Origin of the sequence: Paraburkholderia sp. MM5482-R2 (assembly GCF_050436125.1) — a bacterium.
GTDB classification, from domain to species: domain Bacteria; phylum Pseudomonadota; class Gammaproteobacteria; order Burkholderiales; family Burkholderiaceae; genus Paraburkholderia; species Paraburkholderia tuberum.
In genome coordinates, this window is record NZ_JBNDLP010000003.1 from 2268122 (window position 1) to 2291033 (window position 22912).

At 60.1% G+C, this 22912-nt stretch carries 18 protein-coding genes and 1 pseudogene; 11 read left to right on the plus strand and 8 right to left on the minus strand.

The window, feature by feature from the left end; genetic code table 11:
• The first annotated feature begins 58 nt into the window (after positions 1 to 58).
• The 3 genes from OKW37_RS32415 to proC are packed head-to-tail and all read left to right on the plus strand — an operon-like array spanning position 59 to position 2634.
• Positions 59 to 808, plus strand: a complete 750-nt coding sequence (locus OKW37_RS32415) for an electron transfer flavoprotein subunit beta/FixA family protein (RefSeq protein WP_429403362.1) — start codon at positions 59 to 61, stop codon at positions 806 to 808.
• A gap of 31 nt (positions 809 to 839) precedes the next feature.
• Positions 840 to 1787: an electron transfer flavoprotein subunit alpha/FixB family protein gene (locus OKW37_RS32420; RefSeq protein ID WP_429404342.1), complete on the plus strand. Its 948-nt coding sequence runs from the start codon at positions 840 to 842 to the stop codon at positions 1785 to 1787.
• Between the two features lie 28 nt (positions 1788 to 1815).
• Positions 1816 to 2634 carry a pyrroline-5-carboxylate reductase gene (proC, locus tag OKW37_RS32425; RefSeq protein ID WP_429403363.1) on the plus strand — a complete coding sequence of 273 codons (819 nt, stop codon included), beginning with the start codon at positions 1816 to 1818 and terminating at the stop codon, positions 2632 to 2634.
• 92 nt (positions 2635 to 2726) lie between these two features.
• On the opposite strand, the gene OKW37_RS32430 is transcribed toward proC, so the two are convergent.
• Positions 2727 to 4403 (minus strand): electron transfer flavoprotein-ubiquinone oxidoreductase, encoded by a 1677-nt coding sequence (locus OKW37_RS32430; RefSeq protein ID WP_429404344.1) that lies wholly within the window; start codon positions 4401 to 4403, stop codon positions 2727 to 2729.
• Between the two features lie 161 nt (positions 4404 to 4564).
• On the opposite strand from OKW37_RS32430, the gene OKW37_RS32435 reads away from it, so the two are divergent.
• Entirely contained in the window at positions 4565 to 5881 is a 1317-nt protein-coding gene (locus OKW37_RS32435) for a DUF3422 family protein (RefSeq protein WP_429404346.1), read from the plus strand.
• A gap of 39 nt (positions 5882 to 5920) precedes the next feature.
• Positions 5921 to 6127 carry a hypothetical protein gene (locus OKW37_RS32440; protein ID WP_429403364.1) on the plus strand — a complete coding sequence of 69 codons (207 nt, stop codon included), beginning with the start codon at positions 5921 to 5923 and terminating at the stop codon, positions 6125 to 6127.
• Positions 6128 to 6169: 42 nt separating this feature from the next.
• On the opposite strand, the gene OKW37_RS32445 is transcribed toward OKW37_RS32440, so the two are convergent.
• From OKW37_RS32445 to OKW37_RS32455, 3 genes and pseudogenes are all read right to left on the minus strand, one after another.
• Positions 6170 to 7327 (minus strand): NAD(P)/FAD-dependent oxidoreductase, encoded by a 1158-nt coding sequence (locus tag OKW37_RS32445; protein WP_429403365.1) that lies wholly within the window; start codon positions 7325 to 7327, stop codon positions 6170 to 6172.
• 243 nt (positions 7328 to 7570) lie between these two features.
• A complete protein-coding gene (locus tag OKW37_RS32450) occupies positions 7571 to 8752 on the minus strand; it encodes an NAD(P)/FAD-dependent oxidoreductase (RefSeq protein WP_429403366.1) in 1182 nt (393 codons plus the stop codon).
• A gap of 137 nt (positions 8753 to 8889) precedes the next feature.
• Positions 8890 to 10455: pseudogene (locus OKW37_RS32455) on the minus strand (APC family permease); the annotation flags it as partial.
• Positions 10456 to 10880: 425 nt separating this feature from the next.
• On the opposite strand from OKW37_RS32455, the gene OKW37_RS32460 reads away from it, so the two are divergent.
• The 3 genes from OKW37_RS32460 (at position 10881) to OKW37_RS32470 (ending at position 15420) form a co-directional block, all read left to right on the plus strand.
• A complete protein-coding gene (locus OKW37_RS32460) occupies positions 10881 to 12524 on the plus strand; it encodes a choline dehydrogenase (RefSeq protein WP_429403367.1) in 1644 nt (547 codons plus the stop codon).
• 67 nt (positions 12525 to 12591) lie between these two features.
• On the plus strand, positions 12592 to 14043 hold the full coding sequence (locus OKW37_RS32465; RefSeq protein WP_429403368.1) for an NAD-dependent succinate-semialdehyde dehydrogenase: 1452 nt from the start codon (positions 12592 to 12594) through the stop codon (positions 14041 to 14043).
• Positions 14044 to 14139: 96 nt separating this feature from the next.
• Positions 14140 to 15420: an NAD(P)/FAD-dependent oxidoreductase gene (locus OKW37_RS32470; protein WP_429403369.1), complete on the plus strand. Its 1281-nt coding sequence runs from the start codon at positions 14140 to 14142 to the stop codon at positions 15418 to 15420.
• A gap of 40 nt (positions 15421 to 15460) precedes the next feature.
• On the opposite strand, the gene OKW37_RS32475 is transcribed toward OKW37_RS32470, so the two are convergent.
• Together OKW37_RS32475 and OKW37_RS32480 are read right to left on the minus strand one after the other, a co-directional pair.
• Positions 15461 to 16504, minus strand: a complete 1044-nt coding sequence (locus OKW37_RS32475) for an Ldh family oxidoreductase (protein WP_429403370.1) — start codon at positions 16502 to 16504, stop codon at positions 15461 to 15463.
• Between the two features lie 49 nt (positions 16505 to 16553).
• Entirely contained in the window at positions 16554 to 17705 is a 1152-nt protein-coding gene (locus OKW37_RS32480; protein ID WP_429403371.1) for a branched-chain amino acid ABC transporter substrate-binding protein, read from the minus strand.
• Positions 17706 to 17885: 180 nt separating this feature from the next.
• On the opposite strand from OKW37_RS32480, the gene OKW37_RS32485 reads away from it, so the two are divergent.
• The 3 genes from OKW37_RS32485 (at position 17886) to OKW37_RS32495 (ending at position 20871) form a co-directional block, all read left to right on the plus strand.
• On the plus strand, positions 17886 to 18734 hold the full coding sequence (locus OKW37_RS32485; protein WP_429403372.1) for a VOC family protein: 849 nt from the start codon (positions 17886 to 17888) through the stop codon (positions 18732 to 18734).
• Positions 18735 to 18737: 3 nt separating this feature from the next.
• Positions 18738 to 20054, plus strand: a complete 1317-nt coding sequence (locus OKW37_RS32490) for an NAD(P)/FAD-dependent oxidoreductase (RefSeq protein WP_429403373.1) — start codon at positions 18738 to 18740, stop codon at positions 20052 to 20054.
• Between the two features lie 139 nt (positions 20055 to 20193).
• The gene (locus tag OKW37_RS32495) at positions 20194 to 20871 is read left to right on the plus strand and encodes a GntR family transcriptional regulator (RefSeq protein ID WP_429403374.1); all 678 of its coding nucleotides are present in this window, start codon (positions 20194 to 20196) and stop codon (positions 20869 to 20871) included.
• A gap of 71 nt (positions 20872 to 20942) precedes the next feature.
• Here the strand turns inward: OKW37_RS32495 and OKW37_RS32500 are convergent, their stop codons facing one another.
• The gene (locus OKW37_RS32500; RefSeq protein WP_429403375.1) at positions 20943 to 21131 is read right to left on the minus strand and encodes a 4-oxalocrotonate tautomerase; all 189 of its coding nucleotides are present in this window, start codon (positions 21129 to 21131) and stop codon (positions 20943 to 20945) included.
• A 232-nt stretch (positions 21132 to 21363) separates the two neighbouring features.
• The gene (locus OKW37_RS32505; RefSeq protein ID WP_429403376.1) at positions 21364 to 22602 is read right to left on the minus strand and encodes an alpha-hydroxy-acid oxidizing protein; all 1239 of its coding nucleotides are present in this window, start codon (positions 22600 to 22602) and stop codon (positions 21364 to 21366) included.
• Positions 22603 to 22912 lie beyond the last annotated feature (310 nt).

Genomic DNA, 22912 nt, shown 5'->3' on the forward strand with positions numbered 1-22912 from the left:
CCGGCATCAACCACCATCCAGATTCAACTGAGGCACAGCCCTTCCAGGGATTCTTGAAATGAAGATACTTGTAGCAGTAAAGAGAGTGATCGACTACAACGTCAGCGTCCGCGTGAAAGCCGACAACACGGGCGTCGAGACGGCGAACGTGAAGATGTCGATGAATCCGTTCGACGAAATCGCGGTTGAAGAGGCCGTACGTCTGAAGGAAGTGGGCGTCGCGACGGAAGTGATCGCCGTGTCGTGCGGTGTGACGCAGGCGCAGGAAACGCTGCGCACCGCGCTCGCGATCGGCGCGGATCGTGCGATCCTGATCGAATCGAACGAAGACCTGCAGCCGCTCGCACTCGCGAAGCTGCTCAAGGCGCTCGTCGACAAGGAACAGCCGCAACTGGTGATCCTCGGCAAGCAGGCCATCGACGACGATTCGAACCAGACCGGCCAGATGCTGGCGGCGCTGGCCAACCTGCCGCAGGCGACGTTCGCATCGAAGGTCGTGTTGGCGGACGGCAAGGCGACGGTGTCGCGGGAAGTGGACGGTGGCGCGGAAACGCTGTCGCTGACGCTGCCGGCCGTGGTCACGACCGATCTGCGCCTGAACGAGCCGCGCTACGTGACGCTGCCGAACATCATGAAGGCGAAAAAGAAGCCGCTGGAAACGATCAGGCCCGAAGACCTCGGCGTCGATGTCACGCCGCGTCTGAAGACGCTGAAAGTCGTCGAACCGCCGAAGCGCTCCGCCGGTGTGAAGGTGCCGGATGTGAAGACGCTGGTCGAGAAGCTGAAGACCGAAGCCAAGGTGCTTTAAGCAGAACGCGGAGACAGAGCAAATGACGAATCTGATTAATTTGGTAATTGCAGAACACGACAATGCGTCGATCAAGGCCGCGACGCTGAACACGATTGCAGCGGCGCAGAAGATTGGCGGCGATATTCACGTGCTGGTCGCGGGTCACAACGCGCAGGCCGCGGCTGATGCGGCAGCGAAGATCGCGGGCGTCGCCAAGGTGCTGCTCGCCGATGCGCCGCAACTGGCCGAAGGCCTCGCGGAAAACGTCGAAGCAACGGTGCTGACGCTTGTGCAAGATGCGGCGAAGAACTACACGCACATCCTCGCGCCGGCCACCGCCTACGGCAAGAACATCGCGCCGCGTATCGCCGCGAAGCTCGACGTCGCGCAGATCAGCGACATCACGGCAGTGGATAGCCCCGACACGTTCGAGCGCCCGATCTACGCGGGTAACGCGATCGCTATCGTGCAATCGGCCGACCCGATCAAGGTCATCACGGTGCGCACGACGGGTTTCGATGCGGTCGCAGCAGAAGGAGGTAGTGCAACAGTCGAGAAGATCGAAGCCGCAGCGGACGCCGGCCTCTCGCAGTTCGTGAGCCGCGAAGTGACGAAGCTCGACCGACCGGAACTGACGAGCGCGAAGATCATCGTCTCGGGTGGCCGGGGTCTGGGCAACGGCGAGAACTACACGAAGGTGCTCGAGCCGCTGGCGGACAAACTCGGCGCGGCACTGGGCGCATCGCGCGCGGCGGTCGATGCGGGCTTCGTGCCGAACGACTATCAGGTCGGGCAGACCGGCAAGATCGTTGCACCGCAGCTCTATATCGCGGTCGGTATCTCGGGCGCTATCCAGCATCTGGCCGGCATGAAGGACTCGAAAGTCATCGTCGCCATCAACAAGGACCCGGAAGCACCAATTTTCAGCGTCGCGGATTATAGCCTTGTCGGCGACCTGTTCACCTGCGTTCCCGAATTGCTGGCCGCACTGGACTAGCCATCATTCCTTTTTCGGAGCGACGAACATGAAAATTGCATTCATTGGCGGGGGCAATATGGCGTCCGCCCTCATTGCCGGCCTCATCAAGCGCGGCGTGCCCACCACCGATATATGCGCTATTGATCCCAATACCGAAGCTCGCGAACGTAACAGCAAGCTTCTGGGCATCGAAACGGCGTCCGTCCCCGATTCGGGTATTGCGCGGTACGACGCAATCGTGCTTGCGGTGAAACCGCAAGTCGTACGCGATGTAGCGACGTCACTGTCATCGCTGATCACATCCAACCAGCTCGTCATCAGCGTCGTTGCCGGTATTCGCTCACCCGACCTTTCGCGATGGCTAGGTGGCCACTCGCGCGTCATACGCACGATGCCGAACACCCCTGCGCTAATTGGCAAAGGCGTGACGGGTCTCGTCGCCGGTCAGGAAGTGGATCAGGCGAGCCGTGAGCTTGCGACGCAGGTTCTGGGGACCGCAGGCATGACAGTTTGGGTTGACGACGAAGCCAAGATCGATGCGGTGACCGCCATCTCCGGAAGTGGTCCTGCTTACGTCTTCTACTTCATCGAAGCCCTGCAGGATGCCGCGCTGCAACTTGGGTTAGACGCCGACCAGGCTCGCAATCTTGCCATAGCGACTTTTTCCGGCGCGTCGGAACTGGCGGCGCAATCGAGCGAGTCAGCTGCCGTTTTGCGTGAACGCGTGACGTCGAAAGGCGGGACAACCGCCGCTGCCTTGCAATCGTTCGATGCGTCGGGCGTGAAAGCCGCAATCGTCAGAGGTGCACTCGCTGCGCATGCGCGCGCCGCCGAGATGGGCGACGAATTCGGCAAATCCGCGTGAGCGGTTCATCATCATGAGAAAAGGCCAGATGCTCGTCCTGAAGATCAGCCTGGCCCTTCCCGTTCACCGAAGCCCCATCCGGCGGACTGTGGTCACATATTCGGGTAATTGGGCCCGCCGCCACCTTCCGGCGTGACCCACACGATATTCTGCGTCGGGTCCTTGATATCGCACGTTTTGCAATGCACGCAGTTCTGCGCATTGATCACGAGGCGTTCGCTGCCGTCGTCGTTCTTCACGAATTCGTACACGGCAGCCGGGCAATAACGCGATTCCGGACCGGCATAGGTCTGCCAGTTCACGTTGACCGGCACTGACGGATCTTTCAGCGTCAAATGCGCCGGCTGGTTCTCTTGGTGATTCGTGTTCGAGATGAACACCGACGAGAGGCGGTCGAACGTCAGCTTCCCATCCGGCTTCGGATACGTGAACGGCTTGCACTGCGAAGCCGGCTTGAGCATCTCGTGATCGGAATGCTGATGATGCAGCGTCCACGGCACATTGCCGCCCAGCAGCTTCTGCTCGATGCCGACCATCAGCGTGCCGACGTACAGGCCCTTGCTCATCCACTGCTTGAAGTTGCGCGCCCGGTACAGTTCGGTGTGCAGCCACGAGGTCTTGAAGCTCTCCGGATAAGCGGTGAGTTCATCGCTGGTGCGTCCTGCTTGGACAGCTTCAAAAGCCGCTTCAGCAGCCAGCATGCCGGTCTTGATCGCCGCATGCGAGCCCTTGATCCGCGATGCGTTCAGGAAGCCCGCATCGTCGCCGACCAGCGCGCCGCCCGGAAACACCAGTTTCGGCAGTGACATCAGGCCACCGGCGGTGATTGCGCGCGCGCCGTACGACACGCGCTTGCCGCCTTCCAGAATCGCGCGGATCGCCGGATGCGTCTTGTAGCGCTGGAATTCCTCGAACGGCGACAGATATGGATTCGAGTAGCCGAGACCAACCACAAACCCCACCACCACCTGGTTGTTGTCCATGTGATAGAGGAACGAGCCGCCGTAGGTGTCGTTCTCCAGCGGCCAGCCGGCCGTGTGCATCACCAGACCGGGCTTGTGCTTCGCGGGATCGATCTCCCACAGCTCCTTGATGCCGATCCCGTAGACCTGCGGATCGACGCCTTCGCGCAGCTTGAACTTGTCGTTCAATTGGCGACCGAGATGGCCACGCGCGCCTTCGCAGAACAGCGTGTACTTCGCGTGCAGCTCCATGCCGAGCTGGAAGTTCTCGGTCGGCTCGCCGTCCTTGCCGATGCCGAGGTTGCCCGTCGCGACGCCTTTCACCGAGCCATCGTCGTTGTACAGCACCTCAGCAGCCGGAAAGCCCGGGAAAATTTCGACCCCCAGCGCCTCAGCCTGCTGACCCAGCCAGCGCGTGACGTTCGCGAGGCTGATCACATAGTTGCCGTGGTTCTTGAAGTTGTCCGGCAGCGCCCAGACCGGCACGCTTTTCGAGCCAGTTTCGGTCAGGAACAGGAAGCGGTCTTCAGTCACGTCCACCGTCAGCGGCGCGCCTTTTTCCTTCCAGTCCGGGATCAGTTCGGTGATCGCGCGCGGATCCATCACCGCGCCCGACAGGATATGCGCCCCGATCTCCGAGCCTTTTTCCAGTACGCACACGCCAAGTTCGACGCCTTTTTCAGCCGCCAGCTGCTTCAGGCGGATCGCGGCGGACAGGCCAGCCGGGCCACCGCCGACGATCACGACGTCGTACTCCATCGACTCGCGCGGGCCGTATTTGTCGAGGAATGTCGTTTGATGATCCATGCTCATGAGTTTTACCAGTTATGCGCGAGCGGTCCACAACATCGAACCATAAAAAAATCTCGCATTTCGACTACGATTACATATAATCGTATACCGTAACGGTGCTGCTATGCAAATGGCAAACGCCAGCGGCCACCGCCTCAACAAACCTCGACGGTTTAGTGATGGATCATCCACTCCGCAGCACCCTTGCCGGCGAATTGCACGCGCGCCCGTTTCTCAAACTTGAGACGCCCGTCTCGCTCGAGCATTTTGCGGTCTATGCCGAAGACCAGCCGCGCATTCACGAAGTGCTGCTGCAAACCTTGTGCAGCGAAATCGGCATCGCGACGCCCTCCGACGGCCTCACCCACTTCGCCGCGCAGTTGCCTAACGGATGTCAGGTGAAGTGGGAACGTCATACAGAGTTTTCCACCTTCACGATCGTCGCGCCGCGGCCTCACGACGACTACTTCTGTACGCAAACGCCCCCGTCTCTGCCAGCGACCTGGCAGACGAAAATGGCCGGAGCACGCTTTGTGGCCGTGCGCATGGAACTTCTCACAGGTCCGGCGGCACGCAGTGCACCTGGCGATCTTCGGCGCTGGTTTGACGGGCCGACCGTCGTTGGTAGCAAAGTACTTGGTGGGGGCAAGGTATTTTGCGACTGGTGCATCCGCCCGGACGGCTTCATGCGCTTCCTTGTCATAGATGACGACTTTCGTGAGTCACAAGGTGGACGTCTGCTCCAGCGTTTGCATGAGATCGAGACGTACCGGATGATGGCATTGCTTGCATTGCCCATCGCGCGACAGATGAATCGCGATCTCGACGAGATCAATGCGTCGCTGCAAGCGCTGATGCGCCGGATGGAAGCTGCGTGCGCCACATCCGACGATGCCGCACTGCTGGTCGAACTGACGCACCTCGCGGTGCGGATTGAGTCGTTGGCGGGACACGGTAGCCGCTTTAGTGCTTCCCGCGCTTACGAAATGCTCGTTATCAACCGCATTCAGGAGCTACGTGAGGAGCGCATCGACGGCATGCCTACCATCGCCGAATTCATGGAACGCCGATTCGCGCCCGCCATGCAGACATGCCGCAGCGTCTGGAGCCGGCACGAACAGACCGCTCAACGTATCGCCCGCGCTGTCGACCTGTTGCGTACCCGTGTGAACCTTGCACAGGAAAAGGACGTGACGCGACTGCTTGCCGGTATGGAGCGCACCGCACGCAGTCAGCTACATCTTCAGCACGCCGTCGAAGGTCTCTCCGTGGCGGCGATCTCTTACTACGTCCTCTCGCTTGCAGGAGCGGCATTTCGCGCCTTGCATGAACTGCAACTGCCGATATTGCCAGAACTCGCGGAGGGCATCCTGATCCTGCCCGTGATTTTGTCCGTCATCGCTATCACGCGGCGCACGCGTCAACACATGCGCGCCTCGGACACCCCCGCCCCGTTTTCAACACGCGCGAACGACTGCCGGGAGACGGTCTGAACGCTTCACGTTACTTCGCCCACAGGAATAGAGACTGCCATGAAACCAACCTTCACTTCAGCCGCAATTTTGCAACGCGGGGTTCACCTGGTCACCGGCACGTCCGCTACGGCTGCTTCAGCGCGCCCTCTTTTGCAGCGCGTGTCCCGCTATGCAGAGGCATTACGGGAACCAACGCTCTCACTGATCAGCAGCCGCGAAATGCGACCGGATGCTTCGGATGCGGCAATCCTGGGCTACAACTGAACGTGAGGCCCGCGCTGCATTCGCGGGCCACGCCCTTAGTCGTCAAATGATGCCGCGCTCGCGGTAAGGCTCGTTACGTTGCACCCGCTCGTAACCGAAACGCTCCAGGTCGAGCGACTCGAAGCGGCCCTTGACGATCAGTTCGGCCACGGCCAGTCCCGTCGCCGGTGCATGCATCAGACCATGCCCAGAGAATCCCGCTGCGACGATAAAGTTGTCCCGCTGGCCGGTCCACTTCCCGATGATCGCATTGCCGTCAAAATCGCACTGTTCGTAGAGACCCGACCATGACCGGGTCAGCTCGAGTCGGCCCATGCCCGGAAAGCGCCACTCGACAGCAGGTCGTACGACGCGATCAAACCAGTCGAGATCCATCGCGAGTAAAAAGCCTCGTTCAACCTTGGTGCTCACAAGGCCACCCGAGAACCCATTGCCAGCCGAACGGATCGCAAGTCCTGCCAGATCTTTCACGTAGGGCATGTCTGGCTGCGCAACGTCTGCAGTGAACACGTGCTCGAAACGGCGCATCGGATAGACCGGCAGCGGCATACCGATCATCTGGCTAATCTGTTGGGCCCACGGGCCGGCAGCGTTGACGAAATAGTCCGCACGCAATGTATTTCCCGTTGCGAGACGCACCGCGGTCACCCGCTGCCCTTCACTGTCGAATCCCGTTACTTCGTCCTTGACGAATTCGACGCCTGCATCACGGGCCCGCTGCAGAATCACCGAGTGATATTTTTGTGCATCGAACCAGCCGTCCTCGGGCGAGTACACGCCCGCGCCCAGATCATCGACTCGCAGCAGAGGGAAGCGTTCGCCGACCTGATCTGGCGTAAGCAACTCGGCATTTACGCCCATACGACGCTGTACTTCGAGATTCGATTCGAGCAACTTCAGCCCGTCCGGTGGGACGATGAAGAGATACCCCTGGGCGCGCCAATCGATTCGATCAAGGTCGTCCTTCGCCTGGCCGTCCAACTCCTTCAGGAACTGGATGCTGTAGTTGGACATGGCGATGTTCTCCGGACAACGGAAAAGTCGCCTGGAGCCGCCCGAGCCGGACGTCGCTGTCGACGAGAACACCCCGAGCGGATCACGGTCCACTACCGTCACGCGCAGCGCCGGATCCAGCCGTTTGCAGAACAACGCGATGCTGGAGCCCACTGCTCCGGCACCGACAATCACCACATCGTTCATTTGATTTTCCTGATTCGTATTAAAGCGACCAACCCGGGGACGCCGCGACAAGCTTCATCACTGCGTCCCGGGGCGAAGCCGATGTTTCAACATACAAGGCAACGCCATACGCCGCGCGCCGCCTCCGATTCCATATTTCCTGGACAGTGAGAGCGCGTGGGTCAGCCCCGGCCCTCGTCTGTCATCGTTGGACACGCGCAAAGCCGGTTGCTTTGTCATCCTGCCCAACCGGTCTGTAACGACTCACAGAATGCCGACTTCGCCATACGGCGTATTCGACTCGACGCGCTCGTATCCCAGTCTCGTGAGATCGATCGTCTGATATGCGCCGTGCACGATCAACTCGGCGATCCCACGGCCAGCCGCCGGGGAATGCATCATTCCATGCCCCGAAAAGCCCGCTGCGGTGTAAAGGTTCTTGAGGCGGGAGTTCCACGCACCGATCACCGGATTGCCATCGAGTTCGTTCTGTTCGTACAGTCCCGACCAGGTCCGATGACACTTTGCGGCTTCGAGTGGCGGAAAACGGTGCGCGACGGCCGGCCAGACGACGTTTTCGAAATAGTCGTGATCGACCTCGAAGTTGAAGCCGCGTTGTTCATGGCTATCGACGAGGCCGCCGGAGAATCCAGCCCCTTCCGAACGGAACGCGAGGCGGCTCAGGTCCTTCACATACGGCAGATGTTCGATCGGGTTGCCGCAGGTGAAATAGTGTTCGAAGCGACGCATCGGAACAACGGGCAAGTCCATCCCGAACATTTTCGCGATCAGGCCCGACCATGCGCCGCCGCAATTGACGAATGCATCGGCCACGAGCGTGCCGCCGCTTTCCAGCGTGACGCTCTTCGCACTGCTCGCCGCCACTTCCGCCGCCACCACTTTGTCTTTCAGATACACGGCGCCCAGTTCGATAGCCTTGCGCCGGAATCCCCACAGCAGGCCATTGGGATCGCACCAGCCGTCTCCAGGCGTGTGCGCGCCCGCGCCGAGATCCTCAACGTTGATCGACGGGAATCGATCCTTCAACTCACTCGGCGAAAGCAGGTCAACATGCGCACCGTGCTTGCGCTGGACCTCCGCGTTGCTTTCGAGCAGCGAGACTTTCTCGGGCGGCACGAGAAACAGGTATCCGCCCTGCACCCAGTCGACCGGAGCCGGCCGGCCGTTGGCCACCATGGTCTGCTCGAAGTTCTTGATGAAGTCGATGCTGTACAACGACATGGCAATGTTCTCAGGCGCCGAGAACTGTACGCGACAGCCACCCGAAGAGCGCAGCGCCGACGCGAACTCATAGGTCGGATCCGGCTCGACGACGGCCACCCGCAGGTTCGGGGCCTGCACGAGAAGGTTATACGCAACACTGGACCCGAGAATGCCGCCACCGATAACGACGACGTCGAATTTCTGCGCTTGTGAATCAGACATGGCTATTTACCTCAAGTAGGACCTGCAAATTTGGGCACGGACAGTTATCTGGAAGACGGCATCGCAGACGGCTTCGGCGAGGACGACCAGCCTTGCGGAACAAGTTCGCGCGGCGCGGGTGCGGCGGATTCGTGCTGATCATGCTCATCCTCGAGATGCACGAGTCCACGCGGCACACCAGTATTGGCGCCCCAGTAATACGCGGTCAGCGCGACCGCGCATACCATCAGGAAATCGTACGGATGCGGCACAACCCCGGTGCCGCCGAACGGCCCGAGATACGAGGCCAACATCGTCAGCGCGTAGTAGCCAACGAGCCAAAGCGAGCATCGCACCTGTTGGCGCGTGCTTAGATGCCCAACGGGCGTACGGCGCATGACACACAGATAGGCCACATACAGCACGATCTGCACGCCCAGCAACCAGCAGAGACTCTGCCAGCCTGACCAGTAGACAATCAACGTCGCCACGACGAACGAAAGCGGACCGAACACGCCAAATCCTTTCACCCGAAAAGGCCGATACAGTTCCGGGCAGCTCTTCCGAAGCGCGGCCACGCAGACAGGCGCGATGGCATAACTCACGACCAGCGCGGCAGACACCACGGAGATCATCGCCTCCCACGAAGGGAACGGCAGTGTCCAGAAAATCGAGAGCACGAAAGCGAGCCACATTGCTGGCCGAGGGATGCCAGATTCCTGGTCGATGCGTGAAAAAACGCGGAAGAAGGTGCCGGACTTTGCCCACGCGTAAATGGCGCGCGGCGTGGCATTGAAGAAGATGTTGCCGCATCCGGTCGGTGACACGACCGCATCCAGAACGACAATGACGCCAAGCCAGGCCAGCCCCAGTTGCAGTGCGATATCGTGGAACGGCAGCGTGAAGGTCTTGCCAAGCGCCGCCCAGCCATTTTCAAGCAGGTGCGTCGGCACCGCGCCAAGAAACGCGACCTGCAACAGCACGTAGATCACACCGGAGCAAACGATGGAAAACACCAGTGCGAAGGGTATCGTCCGTTGAGGATTGCGCACCTCGCTTGCAACCGACACGATCGGCGTGAGGCCTAAGAAGGCAAAGATGACCCCGCCTGATGACACCGCGGTTTCAACGCCCGCCAGACCGGACGGTGCAAAACCCATCACATGGAAGTTCGCCGGCTTGAAGTGCCCCAGCAACATCACGACGATCAATGCCGGCACCGCGAACTTGAAAGCGCTGATGATGTTGTTGGCCTTCGCGAACGTCTTGATACTCGAGTAGTTCAGCCAGAAGAACAGCGAAATGAGTGCGAACTGAACCATCCAGCCGAGCGCAGTGGAGTTTCCAGTGCCTGAAACGCTGAGAGCAGGAATCCAGGCAGCTGCATACTGACGTGCCGCGACGACCTCGATCGCCACCATGCTCGACAGGTAAATCACCGTAATCATGCCGATGAGATAGCTCATCAGCGGGCCATGAGAAATATGCAGATAGGTGATGGCGCCCCCCGTGCGCGGCAGCGCCGCACCCAGTTCGCAGTAGACGACACCGAGGGTCAGAACGGCGACCGCTGCGATCACCCAGGAAAATATGCCCGCAGGTCCTGCGAGCGACGCTACATGGCTCGCCGCGAACAGCCAGCCAGAACCGAATACTGTGCCCATCCCGATCATGGTCAGATCGACCAGAGACAGGTTTTTCTTGAAATGCCCAGATTCAGACATCGGTGTCGTTCCTCCATAAGATATTCATTCGCTGCCGCGGCCACGCTCGATCTACAGTGAAGACGCGTGCAACCCTCCGGCCAATCCATCGTCGATCAAACGCTTCGCAGCCCGCCATACCTGCCCGCTACCACGACAGGAGAGACTGAAATCTCCGCTTTTGCGACCCAGAGCAGGCTGCGATCCAACCCCAAATCGGAGATTCAGGCGAAGGTCGAACTCACCGTGCTCATGGATTACCCTTGCCTCGTTTTTTGGCTCGCCGGTGTAGCCCCGGGAATCTGTTTGGTATACGATTCTATCTATAAGAATACTATAGTTCTAGTCCAGAAACACAGCGCCAGCAAATTGAACGGCTTGACACAGACGGTCATGCACGTCTCTCCGCTCGCGCGGACAAGGCAATGCCACTGAAAGGTTAGAAAATGGAATACGACTACATCGTTGTCGGAGCGGGCGCGGCGGGCTGCGCGATGGCCGCGCGCCTGTCGGAAGATGCGTCAGCGCAGGTACTCCTGATCGAGGCGGGCGGCTCGGACCGCTCGCTGATCGTCGACATGCCCGCCGCCCTGCCGTTTGCGTACGCGAGCAAACGACTGGGCTGGCACTATCAGGCCGGCCCCGAGCCCCATCTGAACGGTCGCTCGATCGACGAAAAGCGCGGGCGCGCGATCGGGGGCAGCACGACCATCAACGCAATGATCTATAACCGGGGCAATCCGCTCGACTACGAAGGCTGGGCTGCAAGCGGGCTCACGGAGTGGTCATATGCACACTGCCTGCCCTATTTCCGGAAGCTTGAGTCTTTTAGTGGAGGCGCAGACCGGTGGCGTGGCGGCGACGGTCCCATGCGCATCATGCGCTGCAAGGCGGATCACAAGCTCCATGAGTGTTTCATGCGCTCGGGTGAGCAGCTCGGCCTGGCTATCACGCCCGACCACAACGGCTTCCGCCAGGAGGGGCTGCATATTGCGCAGGCCTATATTCATGAAGGTCGCCGCTGGTCGGCCGCCCGTGGCTATCTCGACCCGGCCATGCAGCGCAGCAATTTGCATCTGGCAACGGACGCGCTGGTCGAGCGCGTGCTGCTCGATGGCAAGCGGGCGATCGGCGTGCAGTACCAACGCGATGGTGAGCGTGTTGCCGCGCACGCCAGCCGTGAGGTGATCCTGTGCGCGGGTGCGTTCAACTCTCCAAAGATTCTCATGTTGTCAGGCATCGGTGACAGCAACGAACTTCGCGCCCATGGTATCGATGTCAACGTCCACTTGCCGCAAGTCGGCAAGAATCTGGAAAATCATCCGGGTGTGAACCTTCAGTACGCGACTTCGCGTGAAAACTCGCTCGTCTCGCAACTGGGGTTGATGGGCCAGGCCAAACTCGGTCTGAACTGGATGCTGTTCAAACGCGGACTTGGCACCACAAACTTTTTTGAAAGCGGCGCGTTCCTGCGCAGCAATGAACATTACGACTATCCGAACGTGCAGTTCGAGTTCCTGCCGCTGACCCGCTATCTGAAGAATGGCCGGCTGGTTGCCATCCCGGGTTTCCAGTTCTGGCTCGATCTTTCTCGCCCGAAGAGCCGCGGGCGTGTCCTGCTCCGCTCGGCCGATCCCGCGGCTGCACCCGACATTGTCTTCAACCACTTTGCCGAAGCGGACGATATGCGCGACATGATCGATGCGATCCGCCTCGCGCGCCGGATCATCCGGCAGCCCGCCTGGGATGCGGTGCGTGGCGAGGAGCTCGCGCCCGGCGCGCAGGCCCAAAGCGATGACGACCTGAAGGCGTTCGTGCGCTCGAACACCGGCACGTCGTATCACCCGAGCGGCACTTGCCGCATGGGCGTCGACGATGATGCCGTGGTTGACGAGCACGGTCACGTGCGTGGAGTGAACGCACTACGCGTGGTGGACGCATCCATCATGCCTCGAATCGTGACTGCCAATCTCAGCGCCTGCATTCTGATGATGGCTGAAAAGATCGCCGACGATGTTCGCGGTCGCACGCCACTGACACCGTCGGACGCACCATGGTTCAACTCCGCGACCGAGCATGCTGCCGCATAACTGACCACCTGTTGCCCCCCAGCGCGGTCTGCCTAAGCGAGCCGCGCGCCATCCAGCGAGAATTGCCATGTACTCTGAAAACCTCCAGCTCCTGATCGACGGTGAGTGGACCGCCGGTAGTGAAGGCCAGACCTCTCCCCTCTACAATCCGGCGACGGGCGAAGTGATCGCCTCGATACCCAACGCGAGCATCGCTGATCTCGACCGTGCACTCGCAGGTTCGCAACGCGCGTTCCGTCAATGGAAACAGCTGACTGCCGCAGAACGCTATAAGGTGCTGAACCGCGCAGCTGATCTGATCGAGGCTCGCAAGTCCGAGATCGCCCGCACGATGACGCAGGAAAATGGCAAGCCTCTCAACGAAGCCGCTGGCGAAGTCCAGTTTTCCGCCGACGCCGTGCGCTGGTACGCCGAGGAAGCGCGCCGCGCATATGGCCGGGTCATTCCCGCACGTACGCCGGGGGTCCGCCAGCTTACGCTGAAGGAGCCGGTCGGTCCGGTGCTCGGATTCGCCGCATGGAATTTTCCAGCCGGCAACGTCGCCTTGAAAGTCAGCGCCGCACTCGCCGCAGGCTGCACGATTATCGTGAAGCCGAGCGACGAGACGCCCGGTACGGCCGTCGCGATCGGCCGGTGCTTCCAGGATGCGGGGTTGCCTGCCGGCGCCCTGAATATCGTCTTCGGGTCGCCCGCACCGATTTCCGAACATCTCATCAGGTCGCCCATTCCGAAGAAGGTCTCGCTGACGGGTTCGACACCCGTAGGAAAGCTGTTACAACGGCTTGCATCAGATACGCTGAAGCGCTGCACGATGGAACTGGGCGGCCACGCACCAGTGCTCGTGTTCGAAGATGCGGATCTCGACTACACGGTCAACGCACTCGTTGCGGCGAAATTCCGCAACGCTGGCCAGGTATGTACGTCACCCACGCGCTTCTACGTCCATCGCAACATCTACGAGCGCTTCATCGAGAAGTTTGCGGAACGCACCCAGCAACTCGCCGTTGGCAACGGTCTGGAAGACGGCGTGCAAGTCGGCCCGATGATCACCGAGCGCCGCCTCGAAGCCGTCGATGCCCTCGTGCATGATGCCGTCTCGCAAGGCGCTCGTGTAGTAACCGGCGGCCAACGCCTGAACCGTGCCGGTTACTTCTATGCTCCTACCGTGCTCCGGGACGTTTCCGACCAGGCGCGCATCATGCAAGAAGAACCCTTCGGTCCGCTCGCACCGATTACGCCATTCGACAGCTTCGACGAAGTGATCGAGCGTGCGAACTCGCTGACGCTTGGGCTGGCCGCCTACATCTTCACTCGCGACGGCTCGACGGCCGCGCGCGCAAGCGAAGCATTGGACGCGGGACAGATCGGCGTGAATGGGACATCCGTTCACGAAGTCGAGACGCCGTTCGGCGGGGTCAACGAATCGGGATACGGCCACGAGAGCGGCGTAGAAGGCCTTGAGGCCTATCTGCGCACGAAAATGATCTCCGATCGTCAACTCCCGCCCGTGAACACCTGATAAGCCCGTGGAATTCCGGCGCGCGATACGCGCTGCGCGCCGGAACTCCCCCTGACGCGGCGCCCCCCCCAACCTCCCTATCTGGAATTGAAACTCGTGAGCACCACTAAGGATAACGAAACGATAATCGTGGTAGGTGCAGGAATCGTTGGGAGCGCGACCGCATTGGCGCTCACGCAGCGCGGTGTCAATGTGCTGGTGATTGACAGGCTCGACCCGGGCCAGGGTTGTTCATACGGCAACGCGGGCATCGTCGCCGTCGATCATATCGCACCACTTGCCAATCTCGATACGCTGCGCGCGATTCCGTCGATGCTGTTCAATCCTGCGGGTCCGCTACGGTTGCGCGCGAGTGCGCTTGCCACGCTCGCGCCGTGGTTCTTCCGGTTTGCGCGCGAGTCCATGCCGACACGCTTTCGTGCCAACATGCGCGCGCTGGCAAATCTGATCTGCGCCTCGCCTGCAGCCTGGAATCGTCTCTGCGCGACTGGAGTGACGGCAAACGTATACCGTGACACGGGCACGCTCTATGTCTACGAACGTGTTGCCGGTGACGCAGACCGACCAACAATTAACACAGACGAAGCTCGTCACCTCGCAAACCTCGACCAGTACGGAGTGCGCTACACCACGCTTAGCGCCGAGGCGGTTCGAAAACAGTACTTACCCGCTTTGAAGGTTGGCATCGATCACGGCCGCTTCTTGCCTGATATGGCGTCAATCGTCAATCCGGCTCGCGCCGTGCGGCAGATCATGCAGACGGCGTGTAGCGCTGGCGCGCGGTTCGTACGCGACGACGTACGAACCGTACGCCGCCGCGCGCCGGGCATCATCGAAGTTAGTACGCCAGAACGCACATACTGCGCGGCGAAAGTGATCCTATGTGGTGGCGTCGCGACGCGCACGCTACTCAAACAGCTCGGCAGATCCATTCCGCTCATCCGGGAGCGCGGATATCACCTCATGCTGCAATCGCCCGGTACCGAATTGCTACCTCTTCCGGTAGCGTTCATGCGCGGCGGCTTTACCTGCAATCCGATGGAAGAAGGCGTGCGACTTGCCGGTACGGTTGAGTTCGGTGCGCGCGACGCTCCTGACTGGCGACGGGCGGATATGCTGGCCGCGCATTTCGCAAGCGTCTTCGGGTTCAAGGGCGAAATTAGCATCGCCTCGCGATGGGTCGGCGATCGCCCAACCTTGCCTGACTACCTGCCGGTTATCGGTGCATTGCCGGACGACCCGGATGTGCTCGTCGGCACCGGCCACCAGCATCTTGGCCTCACGTCCGGCCCGTTGACGGGTGAACTGCTTGCGCAGCTTGTCACCGCGGCGCCAACTTCGATCGATCTCACACCATTCAGACTCGATCGCTTTTAAGAGTGGTGCAGCCCGTCGTCCGGGCCGCACCATCCAGCTTTCACGCTTCGAACTGCGCTTCCAGCAAGTCGAGGCTTGCGAGTTCGTCAACACTCAGTTCGATACCGTCACGCAGTGACTGCTCCCGTATCGCGAGACGCCGTTCACCCGGCAAGCGCGACTGCCCCGCGGCGAGCACTTGAGCAAGCAGTTCGTCTACCCGTGTGGCAAAGTCCGCGAGCCCCGCGCTGCCCGTTCGCGGATCAATCAGCAACAGTGTCTGCCCGGTTCGCGGCGTCGACGCGCCGGGCATGGCAGCAAGATCACATTCGAACGAGAACTGTCCGCCTGCTAGAGCCGCGCACAGCACTTCGACCATGATCGCGATGGATGCGCCCTTGTGACCGCCAAAGGTGCGCAGCGCGCCACCGCCGACGATCTCGGCCGGATCGCTCGTCGGCTCGCCGTGACGATCCACTCCGATGCCAGGCGGCAGTGTCCGGCCCTCGCGCATGGCTATCTTCACGTCGCCGTGCGCCATTGCCGAAGACGCCTGATCGAAAACAAACGGTGCACCGGACGCTCTCGGCGAAGCAAACGCTATTGGATTCGTGCCGAATACCGGCAGCCTCCCGCCATGCGGTACGACCGATTTCATCGAGTTGACGATCGCGATAGCCACCAGGCCGCGCTCGGCGAACGGTTCGACATCGAGCGCCAACGCGCCCAGATGATGCGAGTTCCGTATTGCGATCACGGCAACACCGTTGTGTCGGGCCTTGTTAATGGCGAGTTCCGACGCCGCCGCGAGCGCAGGGACAGCGTAGCCGTTTTTTGCGTCGACGCGGACGAACCCAGCCGCGACGTCTTCGACACGTGGAACGGCATGACCGTCCACCCAGTTGCCCCGTAGACTGGACACGTAACCCTGCATGCGGAAGATGCCGTGGCTCCTGGCACCATCGCGCTCCGCTCCCGCGCAATTGCTCGCGAGTTGTGCGGCGACAATCGACGAGCAGCCAGCCCTCTCGAGAATCCGCTGCAACCGTTCGGTGAGTGCTTTAAAACTTACCCTTGACGACATCATGTTTCCCGTCAATCGCATTTAAAGAAACACAACGGCCTGCACCGCCAGCGCAGCCGTTGATGGGCACTCAATTCGATGACGTCCGCGTGATGGTCGGGGTCCATACACCATTCTTTACGACATACAGCGTTGAAGCCGCATCCTTCAGGGAGCCATCAGCGGCAAACGCGATCTTGCCTGTTACCCCTTCGAAGTCAGTTGCTTTCAGGCGCACGCGCCACTCGGCCGGGTTCGTCGACTTGGCAGCCTGCATCGCCTTGATAGCGGCCCACGTGGCGTCATACGACGTTGGTGCATATGAGAGCACGTCTACGCCAAACCGCTGGCGAAAACGCTGTGCAAAGTCGCGCCCGGCTGTCGTGGTGCCAAGCGGTGAGCCGTATTGCCACCCCATCACACCTTCGGCGGCACCGCCCGCCAGCTTGACGAAGTCCGTGTCACAAATGCCGCCGCCGACAAGCTGTGAGCGCAAGCCAAGCTGCTTCATCTGCTTTGCAACGAGACTCGCCTGCGCATCGAGGCCGCCGAAGAACACCAGGTCCGCATTCAATCCCTTGAGGTTGGTCAGTTGGGTACGGAAGTCCACTGCTTTGTCTGTCGTGAATTCACGGGCAACGATATTGCCGCCCGCTGCCTGCACCGCCTTCACGAACGCATCAGCTTGACCCTGCCCAAACGCGGTCCGGTCGTCGAGGACCGCAATGCGTTTTGCGCCCGTCGTCTTCACCGCGTAAGCACCCGCATTGCCCGAGAGCTGCGCATCGGTCGAAACCGTCGAGTAGACGTATTTCAGGCCGCGCGACGTGACGACCGGACTCGTCGCGGCAGGATTGATCATCGGTAATCCCGCGCGATCGTATATCGTCGATGCGGGAATCGTCACGCCCGAGTTGAAATGACCGATAACGACGCTCACTCCGTCGTCCACGAGTTTCTGGGCGACCTGCACGCCGATCCGCGGGTCGCCCTGATCGTCCTGAGCCTCGAGCTCGAAGGTTACCGTCTGGTTTGCGATCTTCACGCCCTGCGCCTGAGCGTCTTCCAATGCGAGCCGTACCCCGTTTTCCATGTCCTTTCCGTATCCCGCGTTTGAGCCGGTAAGCGGCGCTGAAAAACCGATCTTCACGACAAGATTGTCGGCGCGCGCGAAGGCGCTGGAAAACACGAACGGAAGCGCAGGCAGAACCACCCGGAGAATCCTGGCAATGCGAAATTTCATCGTTTGCTCCTGAAGAAAGAAATGTGCGAACTGGTAAGCGGCCTGCTGTGAAGTGCTCCTATGAAACCACTAACTTATGGTATACGATTATCAATGTACGTATACTCAAAATTGTTAGCAACGGGAATTTCCCTTATTGTCCGTAGGCTGGCGCCCCTTGCGCAGATTTCAGGAGACCTTATGTCGATTGGTATCGTTGGTATCGACCACCCCGTAATAGCCGTCCGTAGCATGGAGGAATCGAAGGCTACTTACCAAAAACTGGGCTTCACCGTTCCACCACGCGGGAGCCACATCGAATGGGGCACCGGCAACTGGTGCATCATGTTCGAGAAGAACTATTACGAGCTTCGAGGTATCGTCGATGCGGCCCGCTATACGCACGGCCTTGAGCATTTTCTCGAAGTGCGCGAGGGCCAGATGGGCGTTGCTTTCCGCTCTGACCTCGACAATCGCGACCTCCATCAGCGTGCGGCGGGTGCCGGCTTGCACCCCGCCGCGCCGCGCGAACTGACCCGGAACTTCGAACTCGAGACGGGAAACATTCCGGTTTCGTTTCGCCTCGTATTTTTCGATCCGGTCGAAGCACCGGCGTTGATGGCGTCGCTCGTTTGCGAGCACCTCACCCCGGAGCGTTTGCGCAAACCGGAATATCTGCATCATGCAAATACCGCCACGGACGCAGTCGGGCTCACATCGGTCGTTGCAAATACAGATGGCGTCGCCCAGCAGCTTGCCGTACTTTTCGGTGACGAAGCCGTTCGCGCCACGCAGGACGAGGTGCTGGCCGTTCTGCCGGATGGCAGCACCGTGCGCGTGCTCAACGAATCGGCAGCAGCACGAGAAGGTCTAGCGCTCGACGGTGTCGCCGCACCGTATCTGTCCAACGTGACGATCCGCGTGGCCAACCTGGCAACCACAGAGCGCGTGCTGAACGCCAACGCCGTGCCGTTCAGGCGCGCTGGTGAATACGTTCGCATTGCGCCTGCCCAAGCGTGTGGTACCTACCTTGAGTTTACCGAGGGCTAACTGGTGAGCGCGGACAGCAAGACTTTGTTAGCCGGCGAGCCGCTAGCGCTGCCCGGGTCGCTTTGGGCGGACACGGCTATCGCCGCGCCCCAACTTGCCCCGCTCGTTGGTCACATCGAAACGGACGTCGCGATTATCGGCGCGGGCTTTACGGGACTGTCGGCCGCGATTCATCTCGCCGAAGCGGGCGTGCGTTGCATCGTCGTCGATGCCGCCCAGCCCGGCTGGGGCGCATCCGGAAGAAACAACGGTCAGGTGATCGCTGGGCTCAAGCAGGACCCGGACGTCGTTGAGGCGCTCTGGCCAGGCGCGGCAGGTGAAAAGCTGGTGCAATTCGGCAGTGACGCGCCCGCGAAAGTATTCGATCTCATTCGCCGCCTCCGAATCGATTGTGCGGCGCGCAATTCCGGCTGGATACAACCTGCGTTCACTCGCTCGGGAATCGCGGCCGTCGAGCGGCGATGCAACTCATGGCGCAAACGAGGTATCGCCACACAGCAGCTCGAAGGCGAAGCACTCGCAAGCTTGCTTGGCACAAAGCGTTACAAACTGGGATGGCTCGATCCGCGTGGTGGTTCGGTGCAGCCGCTCAGTTACGCACGAGGCCTCGCACTTGCGGCGCTCGCCCTTGGCGTGGAAATCCATGATCGCACGCGCGTCGAATCTATCGACGGCACGCTTGGGCACTTCGTTGTGACGGTCAACGGCGGCGGAAAGATTGCTGCCAGGCAAGTTATCGTCGCGACGGGCGCCTATGCCGACGAGCTCGTTCCGCGCCTGCCCCGCTCGTTTGTTGCTGTGCGAACTGCCCAGATAGCCACCGCCCCTTTGCCTCGCGCACTTCGCGAAGCGATCCTGCCGCAGGGCAATGTCGCTTCGGATACACGCCAGCTATTGACGTCCTTCCGGCAGTCGCCGGACGGTCGACTCGTGATGGGCGGGTCGGGTGCCACTGCTGGCCTCGACCACGCGAAGATCGTGCCGTATCTGCAACGTGCCGGGGACGAGTTATTCGGGGCGATCGGCAGGCTTGATTGGCAATATGCCTGGAGCGGCTTTTTCGCCGTCACGACCGACCACCTGCCGCACGTGCACGAGCCGCAACCGGGACTGCATGTCTCGGTGGGCTGCAACGGGCGCGGAATCGCAATATCGACGGCGCTGGGGATGGAACTTGCGCAACGCGTCACTGGTGCACCGAAGGAAGACATGTCCGTGCCCGTTACAGATATCCGCACGGTACCATTCCACGCCTTCCGCTCACTTGGCGTCGCCACCGCAACCCGCTATAAGCGGCTACAAGATAGACTGGCACTGTAAAAAGCGATTCGTCGGCCGTCATTTCCTGCACGACAACGTATCCGATAGTATAATTTTCGTATATCAGCAGCGTGTCACACCGATGCGGCGGGCAAGCCGCGTCTACGCGATCCTTACGCAAGTGGAAGGACAGTTCAAAATGGCCCAGACGAAAACCGTCAAGAAAACGATGTCGGCGACGCAAGGCGCGTACGTCGAACTCAAGCGCCGCATCCTCGATGGCGAGCTTGCGGAAGGTTCGCCCATCCGGCAGGATGAAGTCGCGGCGCAACTCGGCGTGAGCAAAATTCCTGTGCGCGAGGCGCTCATGCGCCTGCAATCTGAAGGGCTTGTGAAGTTCACGCCGAACGTTGGCGCGGTCGTTGCGACGCTGACCATCATGGACTACATCGAGATGCTCGACATGCGGCTTGCTCTTGAATGCCGTGCGCTCGAACTCGCAGTGCCGAACATGGCATCCTCGGATATTGCACGCGCGCGTGAACTGCTTTCTGCATATCATTCCGCCATGAAAGACGAGGAATGGAGCGATCTCAATGCGCAATTCCATGACACGCTTTACGCGCCCTCTGACCGTCCCCGGCTGCTAGCGACAATTCAGTCCGTGCAAGAACACATGGGACGGCTGCTGCGTCTGCGGGTCACCATGGCTGCGCAGCATGAGCGCTCACATGAAGAGCACGTGAAGATTCTGGATGCCTGCGAGCGCGGCGATGTAAAGGACGCCGTGCGCCTGCTGCGAAAGCATATCGAACAGACGCAGCGCGAGGTGCAGGGATATTTCCGGAACAACCAGCGGGCGGCCAAGGCGTCCTGACGTACTGAACGCACAGCACGGCGCATGCGGCAAGCCGCGCCGCAGTCTGTAGCTTTTCCTGACGCGCTATTTCACTTGGGTTGCGCGTAGAACTTGCCCGCATGCGCCCAGTCGGTCGGCGCAATCTCGATGAACATTACATCGATCGACTCGATCGGGCACTTCAAAACCTCCACGGTCAATCGCGTCACCTCTTCGACGTATTTTGACTTCTGCTCGTGCGTGCGGCCGGGCGACAGTTCGATGCGGACGATGGGCATGACTTCCACTCCTTCAGAATTGCGTGAATGACGGGACGGTCGGCAACAAAATATGCAGACCATATAACCTACTAAATTAACTTTTAGTATACCATTTCAAAAATAGAGTGTAGGTTATTCCACCGTTGCCTGCGCCCACGCACAGATCTGCGTGCGCATCGTCACGCTGTCGCTTAACAAGTTGGCATTCGCGCGTTCTGACCGGTTTCAATGCTTCCAGCAGAAACTATCGTCAGCAACGTTCGTCTGTGCCTCGCTCATATTCTCTTTCCGATCTTGCGGTGCTCGTTGCGAGCGAATCAATCACAGTTTCCGCGATAGCGGATACATCTGCGCACCCCAACAGCGTCATCGCAGTACTCATTTCATCCTTTAGAAGAGCCAATACATGCGCGACCCCTGTCGCTCCACGCGCTGCCAATCCGTATAACGGCGCCCTGCCAAGCAGTACGCCACTGGCGCCCAGTCCGAATGCTTTCACTACGTCGGATCCACGACGGACTCCACCATCGACGAAAACGTCGAAAGCCGCCCCCGTTCGTTCTCTCACCTCCCGCACCAGTTCTACTGGAGACAGGGTGCCATCAAGCTGTCGGCCGCCATGGTTCGACAGAACAACACCGTCGGCACCGTGCCTCTTTGCAAGGCAAGCATCCGCTGAACGCAAAACGCCTTTGATCAGGATGCGTCCGTTCCAGTGCTTTTTTATCCAATCAATGTCCTTCCATGACAGCGCGCGATCCATCTGGCGCGCCAAAGTCGCGGCGTTTTGTGCCAGGTCCGGATGCTCGCCGAGCGCCTTCGCAAGGTTCACGAGTTGAGGCGTGCCGCTCCAAGCTGTCCGAAGTGCCCATACAGGATGTCTTAGAAGGTCGGCAAGCAAACGAAATGTGAACGGCAAAGGCAGTCGGAAATTGTTGTGCACGTCATGGTCGCGCTTGCCATGAACCGGTGTGTCCACTGTCAATAACAACGTGGTGAATACGTCGATCAAAGCGATATACCGCGGGCGTTGGAATGCGGCAAGACGAGGCGCAAGCCAATCGTAGAATGAGACGGGATCAATCGTCGCGCCAGCGCGGGGTTGTACAAAGAGCTTGATATCCTGCTCGCCGATCTCCGTGTCGACGCCGATCGCGGCACAGTCGTCGATATCGTCATGTGTGCCCGCAACGTGCTCAATTTCCCACGCTGATACGTTCTCTCCGCGATGGCGAATGCTATCGGTCATTCGGCCGTGGAAGTAGAGGCGTAGTTGTTCGTCGAATGAGCCGATGTCGCCGGTATAAAAAACGCCATCACGCATCGTTTTTCGTGTTGTCTCGGCATCCTTGAAGTATCCCTGCGTGATGCAGCCGGCAGCTTTCTCTTTTACGACAATCTGGCGACCATCGCGTTCGACAAAATCATCTTTGAAGGATCTTTGTCGATCAAATGCGTTGTGGTAAATGCAGGTATCGAAGGTGATCACGATCGCGCAGGATGCGGTACGCCTCATGCTCAGTCAGAATTGTGCATCGCACAGTGAATTCTCCCGATGCTGCAGACTTTGTTGTACCCGAACGACGAAGCTTACGTTCCTGCAGACTTTGTTGTGCACCGATACCGCCATCAAAGAAAAGCTGATTTGGCCGGTGCCGTTAGAAAGTTCCAGCCATTCGTTGGACCGCGCTTCAGACTCGCCCCGGCCTTCGACCTCAAATTGAATAGTCCAACTTGGTCTCTGGGAAGCTCTTGGGCACAGCAAATTTTGCTTTGTAATCTTTGATTATCGCCGCCAG